Source organism: Pontibacillus salicampi (genome assembly GCF_042434395.1).
In the GTDB taxonomy this organism is placed as follows: Bacteria; Bacillota; Bacilli; order Bacillales; family BH030062; genus Pontibacillus; species Pontibacillus salicampi.
The window spans coordinates 154,860-170,237 of the sequence record NZ_JBHLTP010000013.1; the positions used below are offsets into that span (position 1 = coordinate 154,860).

General features: G+C 43.6%; 16 protein-coding genes. 12 read left to right on the forward strand and 4 right to left on the reverse strand.

All coding sequences use genetic code 11. From position 1 onward, the window contains the following. Positions 1-52: 52 nt before the first annotated feature. The 8 genes from ACFFGV_RS16365 (at position 53) to ACFFGV_RS16400 (ending at position 6,777) form a co-directional block, all read left to right on the forward strand. Positions 53-1,468: a Na+/H+ antiporter NhaC family protein gene (locus ACFFGV_RS16365; RefSeq protein WP_377350095.1), complete on the forward strand. Its 1,416-nt coding sequence runs from the start codon at positions 53-55 to the stop codon at positions 1,466-1,468. Positions 1,469-1,481: 13 nt separating this feature from the next. After that, on the forward strand, positions 1,482-2,687 hold the full coding sequence (locus tag ACFFGV_RS16370) for an NAD(P)/FAD-dependent oxidoreductase (RefSeq protein WP_377350097.1): 1,206 nt from the start codon (positions 1,482-1,484) through the stop codon (positions 2,685-2,687). A gap of 94 nt (positions 2,688-2,781) precedes the next feature. Further along, entirely contained in the window at positions 2,782-3,000 is a 219-nt protein-coding gene (locus ACFFGV_RS16375) for a hypothetical protein (RefSeq protein WP_377350100.1), read from the forward strand. A 100-nt stretch (positions 3,001-3,100) separates the two neighbouring features. Continuing rightward, entirely contained in the window at positions 3,101-4,453 is a 1,353-nt protein-coding gene (locus ACFFGV_RS16380; RefSeq protein ID WP_377350102.1) for a sodium-dependent transporter, read from the forward strand. Next, the gene (locus ACFFGV_RS16385; protein ID WP_377350107.1) at positions 4,450-4,902 is read left to right on the forward strand and encodes a GNAT family N-acetyltransferase; all 453 of its coding nucleotides are present in this window, start codon (positions 4,450-4,452) and stop codon (positions 4,900-4,902) included. The genes ACFFGV_RS16380 and ACFFGV_RS16385 overlap by 4 nt, the downstream gene beginning before the upstream one ends. Positions 4,903-5,064: 162 nt before the next feature. After that, the gene (locus ACFFGV_RS16390; RefSeq protein WP_377350109.1) at positions 5,065-6,051 is read left to right on the forward strand and encodes a potassium channel family protein; all 987 of its coding nucleotides are present in this window, start codon (positions 5,065-5,067) and stop codon (positions 6,049-6,051) included. Positions 6,052-6,064: 13 nt separating this feature from the next. Next, entirely contained in the window at positions 6,065-6,379 is a 315-nt protein-coding gene (locus tag ACFFGV_RS16395) for a YwdI family protein (RefSeq protein ID WP_377350111.1), read from the forward strand. A 29-nt stretch (positions 6,380-6,408) separates the two neighbouring features. Then, the gene (locus ACFFGV_RS16400; RefSeq protein WP_377350113.1) at positions 6,409-6,777 is read left to right on the forward strand and encodes a DUF423 domain-containing protein; all 369 of its coding nucleotides are present in this window, start codon (positions 6,409-6,411) and stop codon (positions 6,775-6,777) included. Here ACFFGV_RS16400 and ACFFGV_RS16405 read toward each other — a convergent pair. The 3 genes from ACFFGV_RS16405 to ACFFGV_RS16415 form a co-directional block, all read right to left on the reverse strand. Then, positions 6,774-7,025, reverse strand: a complete 252-nt coding sequence (locus ACFFGV_RS16405) for a hypothetical protein (RefSeq protein ID WP_377350115.1) — start codon at positions 7,023-7,025, stop codon at positions 6,774-6,776. The genes ACFFGV_RS16400 and ACFFGV_RS16405 overlap by 4 nt on opposite strands. A 522-nt stretch (positions 7,026-7,547) precedes the next feature. Beyond that, the gene (gene gerQ, locus ACFFGV_RS16410; RefSeq protein WP_377350117.1) at positions 7,548-8,069 is read right to left on the reverse strand and encodes a spore coat protein GerQ; all 522 of its coding nucleotides are present in this window, start codon (positions 8,067-8,069) and stop codon (positions 7,548-7,550) included. A gap of 338 nt (positions 8,070-8,407) precedes the next feature. Continuing rightward, positions 8,408-9,187, reverse strand: coding sequence for an IclR family transcriptional regulator (locus ACFFGV_RS16415; RefSeq protein ID WP_377350120.1), 780 nt, complete (start codon positions 9,185-9,187; stop codon positions 8,408-8,410). Between the two features lie 440 nt (positions 9,188-9,627). Between ACFFGV_RS16415 and ACFFGV_RS16420 the strand changes: the two genes are divergently transcribed. The 4 genes from ACFFGV_RS16420 (at position 9,628) to ACFFGV_RS16435 (ending at position 14,447) form a co-directional block, all read left to right on the forward strand. Further along, on the forward strand, positions 9,628-10,803 hold the full coding sequence (locus tag ACFFGV_RS16420) for a Zn-dependent alcohol dehydrogenase (RefSeq protein WP_377350122.1): 1,176 nt from the start codon (positions 9,628-9,630) through the stop codon (positions 10,801-10,803). Continuing rightward, a complete protein-coding gene (locus ACFFGV_RS16425; protein ID WP_377350125.1) occupies positions 10,796-12,376 on the forward strand; it encodes a BCCT family transporter in 1,581 nt (526 codons plus the stop codon). The genes ACFFGV_RS16420 and ACFFGV_RS16425 overlap by 8 nt, the downstream gene beginning before the upstream one ends. Positions 12,377-12,444: 68 nt before the next feature. Next, complete coding sequence (locus ACFFGV_RS16430; RefSeq protein WP_377350127.1) at positions 12,445-12,972, forward strand: formaldehyde-activating enzyme; 528 nt, start codon at positions 12,445-12,447, stop codon at positions 12,970-12,972. A 50-nt stretch (positions 12,973-13,022) separates the two neighbouring features. After that, positions 13,023-14,447 (forward strand): NAD-dependent succinate-semialdehyde dehydrogenase, encoded by a 1,425-nt coding sequence (locus ACFFGV_RS16435; RefSeq protein WP_377351089.1) that lies wholly within the window; start codon positions 13,023-13,025, stop codon positions 14,445-14,447. Positions 14,448-14,525: 78 nt separating this feature from the next. Here ACFFGV_RS16435 and hemQ read toward each other — a convergent pair whose 3' ends face one another. Next, positions 14,526-15,269, reverse strand: a complete 744-nt coding sequence (gene hemQ, locus ACFFGV_RS16440; protein ID WP_377350129.1) for a hydrogen peroxide-dependent heme synthase — start codon at positions 15,267-15,269, stop codon at positions 14,526-14,528. Positions 15,270-15,378 lie beyond the last annotated feature (109 nt).

Below are 15,378 nucleotides of genomic sequence, written 5' to 3' on the forward strand. Positions count from 1 at the left end.
CAAGAGGGTTTTCGAGATGATAAGAGGAGACTGAGAGAAGTGGGGTCTGTATATGGAGTGGACATCAGTAATTCCGTTTATTGTCGTTGTCATAGCCGCAATTTCCACGAAACAGGTAATTCCTAGTCTGTTTTTTGGGGTGATGGTCGCGGGCTATTTAGTCGAGCCTTCCTTCCTTGGAGGGATGACTACTGCGTTACAATTTGTTATCCAAGGCTTGACCGATGAAAGCAATCTTAAGATCATTATATTTCTATATGCCTTTGCGGCTCTGATTGGTTTAGTACGCATATCTGGTGGTATTAAGGGGTTCGTTCAGAAGGCTACCGAAAAAATCACTGGAAAAAAAGGAGCCTTTACGCTGACCTGGATTTCAGCATTAGGCACATTTAGCGCACCGAGCTTTCGTATTGTTACAATTGCGCCAGTAATGAAGGCTATGCTGAAGAAGATTCCCATGAGCAGGCAAGAGCTTGGCTTTGTTATTGAAACAACAGCTTCTCCCCTTATTGTATTGATACCAATCGCGACAGCCTTTGTAGGTTATATGTCATCTGTAATTGAACTGTCTCTTTCTCAAACGAAGCTAGAAGGAGATGGATATACATTATTCATCCAAAGTATCCCCTATAATTTCTTTGCCATTGCAATGCTCCTTATCGGTTTTTATCTTAGCTTCTTTCACCGGAGCAAGAAGCAAGCAGTAGACGCTGAAAATACCTCCGTTGAACAGGGAAAAGAGGAAGAGGATGACAAATGGGAGGACTGTCATCCGTCAGTAGCTAAAGACCTGCCGGCTAAACCGTGGAATTTAATACTGCCTTTGGCAAGTGTGATTGTGTTAACCTTTGTGCTTATGTTCGTTTTTGGGATAAAGGAAGGGAAAGCAGGATGGCAGGCACTTATCAATTCCAGTGTGTTGGATGCAATGGTTCTTGCAGTCGTCATCTCTATCACTTGGTTTATTGTCTGGTTAAAGGTAACTGGACTTGCTCTGCGCAGGCAAATGAATGAGCTAGTGATTGGCGGGAATGAAATGATGACCGTCATTTTGCTGCTCGCCATGGTATGGGGTCTTAGTAAAGGATCGGAGGCATTGAATTTTGCAGACACTATATCTAGTTCTCTTCAATGGATTCCTGCTTCCTTTGTAGCCGTGCTCGTTTTCTTAATAGGCTGCAGCCTCTCCTATTTTATCGGTTCTTCCTGGGGGACATGGGGAATTCTCATGCCTGTAGGAGTCTCAATTGCCAGCGTCTCTGGTAGCTCGCTGCCAATTGTAATTGGTGCGGTATTCGCAAGCGGAACATTTGGGGCTTTTTCGTCTCCTTTGAGTGATAACAATAATACGACGGCAGGCATTTTGAATTTAAATGCGGTACGGTATGCAAAATTTAAACTGAAACCAGCGCTAATCTCTGTTGCTGTTGCTTCTGTATTGTACCTGGCGCTTCCGTTCTTTTTGTAAGGTGGGGAGAAGGATGAACCTTGTGAGTGGGAAGGTATATTGGCCAGAAACAATTCGTGAGGCACCGCGCTACTCCTGTCTAGGGGAGAATACATCGTGTGATGTTGTAGTAATTGGTGCTGGTGAAGCAGGGGCAATGATTAGCTACGAGCTGATACAGGCTGGGGTAGATACTATTGTCGTTGATAAGCGAAGAGTAGGATCTGGCTCTACCTGTGCCAATACAGGTTTGCTTCAATTTAATAATGATAAAACACTAACCTCCTGTATAAACTCGTTTGGGATTGATAGAGCCGTTCGTTTTTATAAAATGTGTGAAGAAGGTATCGGTAAAATTGAAGAATTGGCAGATCAATGTTCCATTACACCTGATTTTCGCCAAAGAGACAGCCTTTACTTCGCTTCTTGCCAAAAAGACGCTGCTTCTTTGTTAGAAGAATACAACACCCTCGTAAAATACGGATTTCCTGTTACATTTTTGGAGGAAAGGGAGGTCGGGGAACGGTTCTCCTTCCATAAACCAGCTGCTCTCTATACAACAAAGGATGCGGACATTAATCCATACAAGCTCGCCCTGGGTTTGATTAATGCAGCTAGTAAGCAGGGGTTGCGTGTATATGAGAATACGGAAGTGGTGCATCATGTAAACCGTGGACCAAAGGTAGACGTCGTTGTAGCGGGGGATTACGTCATTACTGCCTCTTTTGTTGTATTTGCTACAGGATATGAAACACAGCAAATAAAACGAAATCCAAATGCTGTCCTGGAAAGCACATTTGCCATTGCAACCAACCCAATAACGGAAAAGCCTGGTTGGTATAATGAATGTCTCATATGGGAAACGGCACGTCCTTATTTATATATGCGCACGACTGTTGATGGGAGGATAATGGCGGGAGGCTATGATGAACGTAGTGTAGATGCCGAAATGAGAGACAAGATGTTAATAGGTAAAAGAGATAGGTTAGTTCGTGATATAGACACTATGTTTCCGGAAATCGGAGTAGTGGATGCGCCTTACTATTGGAGTGCGACCTTTGGCAGCACACACGATGGACTTCCCTTAATCGGACCTCAACCAGAATTTCCTAGAGCTTTCTTTGCGTTAGGGTATGGAGGAAACGGCGTAGTATATTGCACAATAGCTGCATCCCTTATACGTGATTTTGTAACGAACGGCAGTCATCCAACGGCACCACTATTTGCATTCAATCGTTAGAGAGACTTCGTAAGACCTTATTTCCTCTATTCAAACAGATTAATCCTTGCGATAATACAGGAAAAGCATCTCATACAACGAGGGGGAGATAGAGATGAAGAAGGTGAATTGCTTTCGCTGCGCGCATTTTCATACAACGTGGAACCCATCCTTTCCAAGAGGCTGTAAGGCTTATGGGTTTAAAACGAAAGAGCTTCCATCTGTATATGTGTTTAAGGTGACGGGTACACCCTGTATGCAATTTGAGCCTAGTGATAAACAGACATCTACCCAAGGACTTTCTACTAGCTATTTCTACGATAGAAAAGGATAATGGAACTGTATAATATTTGAAATTTCAGATAATACATATCATTGCTCAGGAATTTGTGGTATATTGATGCATATTTGAAATAGAGATAGGGGGAAATTGTATGGCAAGAGAGAAGTGGGCCTCGAAAATAGGCTTTATGCTTGCAGCTATGGGATCCGCTGTAGGTCTAGGTAACATTTGGCGTTTTTCCTATGTAGCAGGAGAAAATGGGGGAGGAGCATTTCTCATACTGTATCTCATCTTCGTGCTGCTGATTGGTATTCCGGTATTGCTAGCAGAATTTAGTATAGGACGTCAGGGCCAGGGAGACGTAGTCGGAGCATATCAAAATCTCGCACCGAAGAAACCTTGGTTTGTGGCTGGTTTTATGGGTATAACAAGTGCCTTCTTAATTCTTGGCTTCTACAGTGTCGTGGCAGGCTGGTCTTTATATTATTTATGGAATTATATCAACGGCACCTTTTGGTCTCTACCTGAAGGAGGCTACGAAGCCACATTTGGGTCCTTGATTTCTAATAACTATACCCCATTGTTTTGGCATGCCCTTTTCATGGTCTTCACTATATTAGTGGTCCTAACCGGTGTGAAAAAAGGAATCGAGAAAGCGAACAAAATCTTCATGCCAGCGTTGGCTATTATGTTAATAGGATTAGCTTTGTTCAGCGTAACGTTAGACGGAGCTGAGAAAGGGTTAACCTTCTTATTTAAGCCCGACTGGAGTATTTTAAATGATCCGACTGTTTATTTAGCTGCTCTTGGACAAGCTTTTTTCTCACTTTCTTTAGGAATGGGCAGTATGATGACGTATGGGAGCTACCTTTCTAAAGACGAATCACTTCCTTCTGCCACTGTCGGCATAGGTATAATGGATTCTGTATTTGCCATTGTGGCAGGTGTAGCGATTTTTCCTGCCGTATATGCGTTTGGAATTTCACCAAGTTCAGGACCTAGTCTTGTATTTATTACACTTCCAGGTATCTTTTCAGAGATGCCAGTGGGAAATATTGTTGGATTAGTGTTCTTCTTGCTGCTATCTATTGCTGCACTATCCTCGGCGATTTCTATTCTGGAAGTACCGGTCGCTTACTTCCTGCGTAAGTTCAATTGGTCCAGAGGATTTGCCAGTGCCTTCACAGGGTCCATTATGTTCGTAATTGGAATAATCGTATCCCTTGGAATGGGAATGTGGGCTGGCGTGACCCCAATTGGAGACAAGAATATTATGGATTCCATTAGCTTTGTCGCCTCTGATCTTCTCTTACCACTAGGTGGACTTGTAATTGCTTTATTCGTCGGGTGGTATTGGACAAAGGAACAGGCTTTTGAAGCTACCGATATGCACAGTAATGCCATACGAAACATCTGGCTTGGAATGGTAAAGTATGTTGCACCTATCTTTATCATTATCATCTTCTTACAATCCGCTGGAGTGCTTGGCTGGTTAATTCCGTGATCAGCACGCTAGATCATGCAGAGCAATCCTTCGCGTCACAGATTGTAGCTATACAGCAAAGAAGCTATCCGATAGAGGCCGCTCTTATGGGGGTGGGCACCTTGCCCCCAATGAACGATACGGTAGAGGATATTCAAAGCAGTAAGGAGACCTTTATCGGATTCCTTCATACCGATTTTCTTGTGGGCTTTATAGCGTACGAGCATGTCTGCAATACTGTCGTCATTACTCGTCTGGCAGTGGATCCAGCTCTTTTTAACCAAGGCATCGCGTCTTCGTTGCTACAGCATGTGCTTCACCTTCAAACTGAAATGTTTGAAGTAACGACAGGAGCGGAAAATGAGCCAGCAATTCAACTGTATCAAAAACATGGTTTTCATATTACAGGAATCATCATTCCTGAGCCTGAAATACAATTAGTAAGGCTTATCCACAAGAAGAGCTCCTGAGCCATATTTGGCGCAGGAGTTTTTCCATGTACTTTCCTTTGTATTAGTCTCATGTAAATAATTCCTTGCATGAAGATCCATTCGTAATAAAATCGTCACACCATCTGTTTGCCGAAGCTATTGTTTTTCATGATATACTTTAGAAAAACGTAGGGGATAAGGATGGAGTTGAAAAAACGGTTTATTCATGTATTTGTATTATCCACTTGTATCATCCTGTTTGGGACAGCGGGATATATGATAATGGAGGGCCTCTCCTTTTTCGATAGCCTCTGGCTCACCGTTGTATCTGTTTTAACAGTAGGATACGGAGATGCTGTTCCTCTAACCTTTTCAGGAAAAATATTTACCCTTATCCTAATACCAATAGCAATCGGAATTGTCACCTATGCACTCGGTCTAATTGCAGCTACTATTATTGAGGGTAGTGTTTCAAAAGAGGCTAGGCATAGAAAAATAGAGAAGAGGATTAAAAAATTGGAAAACCATTATATTGTATGTGGCTTCGGCAGAGTGGGAGAACAGGTGTATGAGCAGCTGCTAAAGCAGACAGAGGATATAGTTGTCATTGATGAGAGGGAAGAAGTGTTAGGAAGGTTATCTAATAAAGCCTTATTTCTTCAAGGGGATGCAACAGATGATGAAACGCTAATAAAGGCAGGGATACGCTCCGCTAAAGGACTCGTAACGACGCTGCCAAGTGATGCGGATAATGTCTATGTAACCTTAACTGTCAAAGGGCTGCAGCCCGCCATTCAGGTTGTGGCAAGGTCTGATAGGGATGCCAGTGAGGAGAAGCTGCGCCGTGCAGGTGCAGACCGTGTGATTAACCCCTCTCATATAGGGGGACGAAGAATGGCTTTATCCATAATGAAACCTGTTAGTATTGATTATGTGGATACTATTTTGCATGCTAGCGAAGAGGATTATAATATAGAGGAGATAGAAGTCACTCCAGCATCCCCTTGGGCAGGTCATTCCATAAGAGCATTAAATATTAGAGCAAAGTTCGGTATTACCATCGTTGGTATAAAACGAGGAGAACGTTTCCTGCGCAATCCAGAGCCAGAAGAAATCTTACAGGAAGGTGATGTGCTGATTGTATTTGGGGAACAATGCAAGCTAGAGGCATTTGAGAAGCAAACATAAGGAGGAAGACATCGTGTCCGTTTCATATGAACAAATCTTACAGAAGATGATGAAAGAAATTCAGGAAGCCCATTTGCAGGTAAACGATCCGGAAAAAGTGAAGGAGCACGTGCGGGCAGTGAAGCTGCTAGGAGATTTAATTGATGATACATCTTCGACTAGCCGTGTAGCAGCACAACAGGTGGCACCAAATCAAACCTACAGAGGTCACTCGCAGCCTACACCACAGGCAGCACCATCCAAAGAGACCACACCAACGCCTGCGCCAGCATCGGAACCATCTATTGACCATGAAGAAGCAAACGGTGAATCACTGTTTGACTTTTAATATTATAGAGGAATAAAGGGGAGTTAAGAATGAAGCTTTTTTTACTATTAGCCATAATTAACGGATTTGTCGCAGTAGCTCTAGGAGCATTTGGAGCACATGGATTAGAAGGGAAAATATCGGAGAAGGCAATTAAAACGTGGGAGAAAGCCGTAAACTATCAAATGTTCCACACGATGGCACTATTTGTTGTTGGATTATTAATGAGTAAGGTGACCGGAGGTAATTTTGCAGGAGCAGGCTGGGCATTTTTTATTGGGATTCTCTTATTTTCCGGCAGCCTGTATATCTATAGTGTGTCCGGTATCAAAACCTTTGCGGTGATTACACCGCTCGGTGGTGTTTCCTTCTTAGTCGGCTGGGTTCTCCTAGGATACGCTGTTGTAAAATACCTTTAATAGAAAAAGAGAATAGTTCCAAAGATCACGAGCAGACCAGCCCGGATCATTTGTATGATAAACGGAGGCATATGATTTCTAGACTGATGAGCAAGCCCTTCAAATACGAAGCTCCCAGCAAGAGCGTACACGAGAAAGAGCAGGAAGAAGGAAAAGCCCGGTCTAATGAAAAACAAAATGCCAAAGATAAATGCTACTAACAGCATAATAAGTTGAAATTGATTGAATTTCTGTGAAGGATGCTGCATAGACACGCACTCCTTTTACGATAGAAGAGTAGGAGTATCCTGTAAAATGGATACTCCTTTTTTCATGAACAAAAGGTAGAATGGGTAAAAGAGCAAAAAGTCTTCGTTTCTAAACGGACCAGCAACTAGCAGACTTCTGTCTCCTTCTTGCGATAAGTCAACATCAACTCACTGTGTTCGTTGTGTTTCCTTTATCTCATACGGAGCCTTCCAGTCTGTACGTTGCTAGGCGGTCGCCTGCGCTTTTTATCAATCTAGCTCCGGCGCGGAGGGTCTAGCGTCATAAGTCAACCCCTCCTGCGAGGGGGAGATTCACCCCTCTCCGGATGGTTTGGCTTATGCGTACGACCCTGACCACCGCGCCTGCGCTTTTTCATGAATCCAGCTCCGGCGACCAGCAACTAGCAGACTTCTGTCTCCTTCTTGCGATAAGTCAACATCAACTCACTGCGTTCGTTGTGTTTCCTTTATCTCATGCGGAGCCATCCAGTCTGTACGTTGCTAGGCGGTCGCCTGCGCTTTTTATCTTGGATTATAGTTGACCATGTTGTTGGTGTTGCCGCCGTATGGGTAGGCGTAGGTTATTTCTTCTGGGAAGGTGATGTAGTCTAGGTAGACCATGAGTAGTAGGTAGCGTTTTCCGGTTTGTGGGTCGCTTAGGATGATGTGGTCTCGGCCTGCGGCTTCGATGACGCCGTTAAAGACCTTGGCGTTCCATTCGTCGTTATTTTCGAATGTCATATAAACGGTTGCTTCTTTACCTCGGTTTAAACGGAGAATATTTTCGATATACGATTCTTCTTCTGGAAGCATGCCAGGGATGTTGTTGGTGTATCCTGGGTTTTTCTGGGTTGGAAATTGCGGTACTTGTAATTGTCCCTGCTGTCCAGCAGATGGTTGTTGCTGCTGCATAGGCTGCTGCTGGCCTGCCATTTGGTTTTGATAATAAGGATACATCATCGGTTGACCTCCTTGACCTTGTTGACGGTAGTAATATGGGTTAACCCCCTGACCATAAGATCCACCTTGATTTGGTTGGCTCATCGTTTATGCACTCCTTTCAAATGGTAAAACACGGATGACCCTCTGGCTGCTAGAAGCAGTGCGACATGTATCTGCCAAACCATTGGGAGCGGTTTTCCACCCATGGTTTTCAAACCATCCTTATTTATGGGCTGGCTCCGTCTGTTCTACAGCTAAGCTCACAATCCTCTTAGAAACATGTGTATGTACCACATCAATGATTATGTCAAAAGAAAAGCATAACCATCGTGGCATCCCTGCTGAGTAAGTAGAGTTTATCTGTGACGAATGATGCTGCTAAGACGCTTTGCATACTAAAAGGGATTAGTCCTTCGAGGACTAATCCCTTTTAGTATGCTTTAGTTAAGCTCTTTAGCAATGCTGTGGGCCGTTTGTTGAATAGTCTCTGCCATCTGAGTCATCTTCTCTTTAGGAAGACGAAAATAGGGTCCTAATACGCTGACAAAGCCGATTAATTCTTGCTGCTCGCTAAGGATGGGAGCCGATATGCCGTTTTCGCTTTCATCCCACTCGCGAATCGCTAATCCGTACCCATGCTTCCTGACCCATTCGATTTCTTGCATAAGCTCTTTGGCAGTTGTAATGGTGTAGGGGGTTACTTTTTCTAATGATCGGTCTAGCAGGATATGTAGCTCCTCGTTCGAGAGACGGCTCAGCAATACCTTTCCATTCGATGTACAGTGTGAAGGAAGAAAGCGATTTACATAGTTAATAACCCGGATGCTGCGCGGGGCATCTATTTGGTCTACCGTCAAGGTACCATTATGCTTGGGGACGCTTAAGTGTACGGTTTCATCGGTTTCATCCCTTAGTTTCTCAAGCAATGGTCTTGCTCTTCGTACAAGTGGACCGTGAACATCTGTTTTTGCAAAAAGACGGTTCGGGGCGTAGCCAATTTGATATCCTTTCGTGATAGGATCCCGTTCGACATAATGTAGATTTTCTAGAGTGACTAACAAGCGCCATACGGTAGTTCTGTTTAGATTTGTTTTTTCTACCAGCTCTTGAATGGTAATAGGCTCCATATGCTCGACAACGGCTTCAAGGATTTGGATAGCACGGACAACGGACTGTACAGACTGCTCTTCTTTATTGGTTTGGTTAGGGTTATGTTTCATATGAAAATTATATCGTAACAAGCATTTTCTGTCATGGTTGGATATAGGTTGAAACGTGTCGACAGAAAATAGATTGAAAAATCAAAAAACTAATTGACACCTAATTTATACACGAAATATAATACAATCAAGTTCACAAAAAGAACATTAAGTTCATAATGCGAACAACAAATACCTCATAAACATGACAGCTCTCTATTGGGAATGTATCGACTATTAAGGAGTGTGGTGGAAAGGGTTTCGCCGGTCAACATAACAAAAAAGACTACTTCCAACAGTAAGTAGACAGTGAAGAGACGTCTTCACTCATGATTGTTATTCATGATTAGGGATACCAACTTTATCTTACAAGGATGATAGAGATGATGTGGAGTCATTTCTGGATAAAGCATGGATTGGCAGGTCTACGTTAAGTAATTAAAAATGAGGGGGAACGGACAATGAAAATGAAAGCTGCCGTGATGAATGCTGTTGGAAGCCCGGTAGAAATTAGGGAAGTCGATTTAGAGAGCCCGAAGTCGAATGAGGTATTAGTGAAGATAGAAGCCACGAGTATTTGTCATAGTGACTTAAATGCCTTGAACGATTTAACCACACCAACACCGACCATATTAGGTCATGAAGGGGCAGGGATAGTAGCGGATATTGGCCCGAACGTGAAACATGTGAAAGTAGGTGATCGAGTAGCATTGAACTGGGTTCCTTACTGCGGAGTTTGCGAATACTGTACAGCCGGGCATTTTCACTTATGTGAGGAAGCGTTTGGACCAATGTTTGATGGAACATTGATGGATGGAACGTCACGGTTAAGTATGGATGGCAGACAGATGTACCATCATTCGTTATTATCTACTTTCGCGGAATATACAGTCGTGCCGGAGATGTCTTGTGTAAAGCTGCCGGACGGAATGCCGTTAACCCAAGCTTCCTTGATTGGATGTGGTGTTGCTACTGGTTACGGTGCTGCGGTGAATGCAGCTCAGGTAACACCTGGATCCAGTGTGGCTGTGTTTGGGATTGGTGGAGTTGGTATTAATGCTATTCAAGGAGCTAGAATAGCAGGAGCAGAAAAAATAATTGCTTGTGATGTAAAGGAACAAAATTTACTGATTGCCAAACAATTCGGAGCCACGCATACTATCCATGTAGGAAAAGAGAACGCTGAGGAATCTCTGAAAGCGCTAACAAACGGTCTGGGTGTCCATTATGCAATTGATTGCTCAGGTAACACCAAGGCAACGGAAAGTGCGTGGAAGGGTACGAGAAAACGAGGAGTGGTTGTAGTGGTTGGCGCCTATAATCCTTCGATGATGGTCAATATTCCTGCATCAGGGTTTCATCGCGTAGGCAAAGTATTGAAGGGTAGTTTTTATGGAGATACACAGCCACTGAGAGACTTTCCTACGATAGCTAGGCTATACTTAGAGGGAAGGTATAAACTAGATGAGCTAGTGTTGAAGACGATAGCTTTAGAGGATATTAATCAAGTATTTGACTCCTTTCATGACCATTCCTGTATGAATGTGGGACGCTCTGTTATTGATTTCTCTCAAAAACAGCCTAAACAGCAAAATGTAAGCGATACCAAAATGGAGCTGGGGAATAGTTATGCCTAATCTTCGTCACGCTGTCTTTTGGCCCCCATTCTTATTGCTGATCGGTGCGGCAATTTTGAGTCTGACCCGAAAGGATATTTTCGTTCAAGTAACGACGAATGCGAACGATTGGGTGATTAATCACCTAGGCTGGCTGTTTAGTATTTCAGGACTGTTGATGGTATTTGGCTGTATTGCAGTTTATTTTTCTCCACTTGGTAACATTCGCATAGGGGGAAGGGAGGCTAAGCCCTCCCTTGGCATCGTAAGCTGGTTCGCCATCGCCTTAACTACAACAATTGCTACTTTAACCTTTTGGTCTCTGGTAGAGCCGATTTATCATCTTAGCCAGCCACCCGCTTCCCTTGGAATAGAACCAGGTTCACCAGAAGCGGCCATGTTCTCTTTATCAACCCTTTATTTACATTGGACCATTACGCCGTATGCTATCTATACGGTTCCTGCGATAGTATTCGCCTTTGCGTATTACAACATGAAGCTGCCCTACAGCCTCAGCTCTCCTTTAGTGCCTGTATTAGGCAGGAAGGTAGTAGACGGTAAGATGGGCACTGTAGTGGATTCCGTATCGCTTTATACGCTTGCGACAGGCATGGCGGCTTCAATGGGGACGAGTATTTTGAATCTATCTGGCGGTATTAATTATATAACCGGTATAGAGAGCACTCCGATGATGTGGGCGATTGTGGCAGCTGTTGTAATGATTACCTTTGTTATTTCCTCGTCTACTGGATTAATGAAAGGTATTAGATTCTTATCCAATATTAATATTCGCGTCTTTGTTATCATTACCATCTTCGTGTTTATCGTTGGTCCAACAAGCTACATTTTAAATGCTAGTACAGAAGCGTTTGGAAACTTTCTATCTAGTTTTTTTGAGAAAAGCTTATTTACTGGAGAGATTAATAGTGATCCTTGGCCTGGTGCATGGACTACCTTTTACTGGGCTAGCTGGTTTGCATGGGCACTTATTATTTCTTTATTTCTTGGAAGAATTGCCTTTGGGTATAAAGTGAAAACGGTTATCTTAGTCAACTTTGTCTTGCCAGCTATTTTTGGAGCTGTATGGATTAGCGTCTTCGGAGGCTCCGCGCTATTTTTGGATGTAAACGGTGGAGAGTTGTCGGCCCTGCTTGCTAATAATGGACCGGAAACCGTGCTTTATGGTGTATTCGCTGGGTTACCGTGGGCACAAATTATTATTCCGTTCTTCATTTTCATTGTGTTTGTAACCTTTGTTACCGCATGTGATTCTAATAATGCCGCGATGAGTGGCATCAGCTCTCATGGCATCTCTCCAGAAAATCCAGAGCCCTCTACGCTCATAAAAGTCGTGTGGGGCGTGACCGTTAGTATCATTTCCTGGACGATGATTAGCTTCGCCAACATTGATGGGGTGAAGATGCTGAATAATTTAGGTGGTGTTCCTGCTTTATTGCTGGAGCTCATCGTATTCGGATCGTTAATGAAAATTGCTAGAAATCCATGGAAGTATGACGCTACCATGTCTCAGGATGATTCTCATTGGGAGGTGGATAGTCCAACAGCCGATGAACCAAATAAGTTTTCCATGTAACAGCATACTTGTTCCCGGAACTGATCTGTGAAGGAATCAAACCTATTAAAAAGAAAGGATGACGGATAATGAGTATTATTACTAAAGGGTACGATGGGAAATTTGGCGAAGCGTACGGAGGAGATCTTCCAAACGGTGTGCATATGAATGTGGTCTTGGCAGAACGGGGTAGTGCAACGTATGCGGAGGCTGTTCGTTCTCTTGCAAGTCCAACAAAAGGGCACGTTCCTTTCCTTGCTTGCCTAGGGGCTAATAATCTTGTGCGCCCAACTACTATCGTTATCAATAAAGTAACAATGGAAGACGAGGAATATGCGAGATTATTTTCCGGAGCCGCTCAAATTGGATTGAGTCAAGGAGTATTAGATGCGGTGAAGGAAGGATACATTCAGCAGGAGGATATGGAGGATATTGCCTTGCTTGTCGCATGCTGGCTTGACCCGGATGCCACAGAGGAGACCACCATTCGGTTAAATGCAAGGAATGCTATGTTCGATGCCATTGTAAAGGCGATACAGCCAATTACACCAGAATATGTCGAGGATCAGCTGCAATATTATGAAACAGCTCGTAACAATTTCTATAAAGGGAATTAATCCCTGGTGAAGGAGGAAAACAGGTGAAGACGAATGTGGAACCATACACTATGCTGAATTTTATAAATGGGGATTGGCACGGGGAAGGTAGAGATTTTTTCGACATCACCAATCCTGCAACTGGAGAAGTAATAGGGTCTATGCCAAACGGAACGAGAGAGGATGTACGTCGAGCTATTGATGCAGCAGATAAGGCTTTTTCCAATTGGAAGGAGCTTACGGCAGAGGAAAGGTCACACTATTTGGAGCGGTTTCACCAGAAAATAGTGGAACGTAAAGAGGAAATCGCTCATATTATCACGTTAGAAAATGGGAAGCCACTGAAGGAGTCAAAAGGCGAAGTAATGTATGCTGCTTCCTTCGTTAAATGGTATGCAGAAGAAGGGAAGCGGATATACGGGAAAACAGTTCCTTCTAAAGGAGCAGATCATCGCATTCAAGTAATGAAGCAGCCGGTAGGAGTAGTAGCAGCTATCACACCATGGAATTTTCCGGCAGCAATGATTACTAGAAAGCTGGCACCTGCCTTAGCTGCTGGGTGTACCTTCATTGTAAAACCGCCGAAGGAAACTCCATTGACTGCTGCTAAATTAATGGAATGCGCAAGGGAGGCTGGGATCCCTGCTGGTGTTATCAACATGGTTATTACGCCGGATGAAGCGTTTAGCGAAACTATTCAACAAAGTGAACAAGTGAGAAAGCTTACCTTCACGGGATCAACAGAAGTAGGGCGATTACTGATGAAGCAAAGCGCTGATTCCATCAAGAACCTTTCCCTTGAACTTGGAGGGCAGGCTCCACTTGTTGTGCTAGATGATGCGGATGTAGAGAAGGCGGTAGAGGGGACGATGGCTTCCAAATTTAGAAATGCTGGTCAAACGTGTATATGTGCCAACAGGCTATATGTACAGGAAGGTATTTATGATGCGTTTGTGGAAAGACTCAAGGAAGAAGTGCAGCAATTAAAGGTCGGAAACGGATTAGAAGAGGATACAGATATTGGGCCGCTCATTCATCAGGAAGGGCTGGAAAAGGTGGAGCAGCACGTTAGGGACGCCGTTAAGCAAGGTGCGACTATCGTAGTTGGCGGGAAAGAGTACGAGTCTGGCATAGGGGGAGGAACCTTCTTTGAGCCAACCTTGATTCTGGATGCGGAAGAAGGCATGCTCTGTATGACGGAAGAAACCTTTGGTCCTGTTGTGCCAGTCCAAAAAATACACTCGGATGAAGAGGCTGTTCGTCTCGCTAATGATACTCCGTTTGGGCTAGCGGCCTATTTCTTTACAGAAAGCATGAGTCGTGGAACGAAGCTTGCAGAAGCACTCGATTATGGAATTATTGGCTGGAATCATGGTGCCCCATCCACCGCCCAGGCCCCATTTGGTGGAATGAAACAAAGCGGTTTAGGACGGGAGGGAGGAGCAGAAGGAATCGAAGCCTTCCTTGAAACGAAATATCTTTCTATTGGATTGTAATGAAATACAATCGAGTATAGAAAACCAAAAAAAGTTGCCTGCATGGTGAGAAAACACCGTGAGGCAACTTTTCTTATGTTATATGTGAAGGAATTGTGCTATCTTATCCTCTGTCATCCGATTTCCGACGTAGAAGGAGCCGAAATCGCCATAGCGGGCACTTACTTCGTCAAAACGCATTTCATACACGAGCTTCTTAAATTGGAGAGGATCGTGTGCAAATAACGTGACTCCCCATTCCCAATCATCAAAGCCAACGGAGCCAGTAATGATCTGACGCACTTTTCCTGCGTACTTACGACCAATCATACCGTGTGAATACATTAGCTTACTGCGATCTTCCATCGGCAGCATGTACCAGTTATCCTCTCCATCTCGGCGCTTGTCCATTGGATAGAAACAAATGTAGTCCCATTTTGGCAGAATAGGCTTCAAACGAGCCTGGATTTCTGGGTCCGTGTCGATATCTTTTCCTTTAGCCATATACGTGGATAGCTCCACGATAGATACATAGGAATAACTTTTCTCTGTAAATTCGGAAAGCTTGGTCTTGTTAAACTCATTTTCAATGTCATTTAGCTCATCTAACGTTGGACGAAGGATCATCATCATAAAATCCGCTTTTTGACCAACAACGGAATACAGGGCATGACTTCCTTCTTTATTCTTCTCTGTTTGATTCCATTTTTCTAAGAGCTGATGGAATTCATGGATAGCAGATTCTCGTTCATCACTAGATGCTTGCTTCCAGGAAGTCCAATCCATTGTACGTAAATCGTGCAGGCAGTACCAACCTTCTATTGTAGTAGCTGCTTCAGGCATTCTGAATCGCTCCTTTATATTGTGAAATAGTAAATTTCTGCAACTGAGTTTACTATAACATAATCAGGATGGGGGAAGGAAACGATTAAAAGGAGCGAGAGAGGGAAAG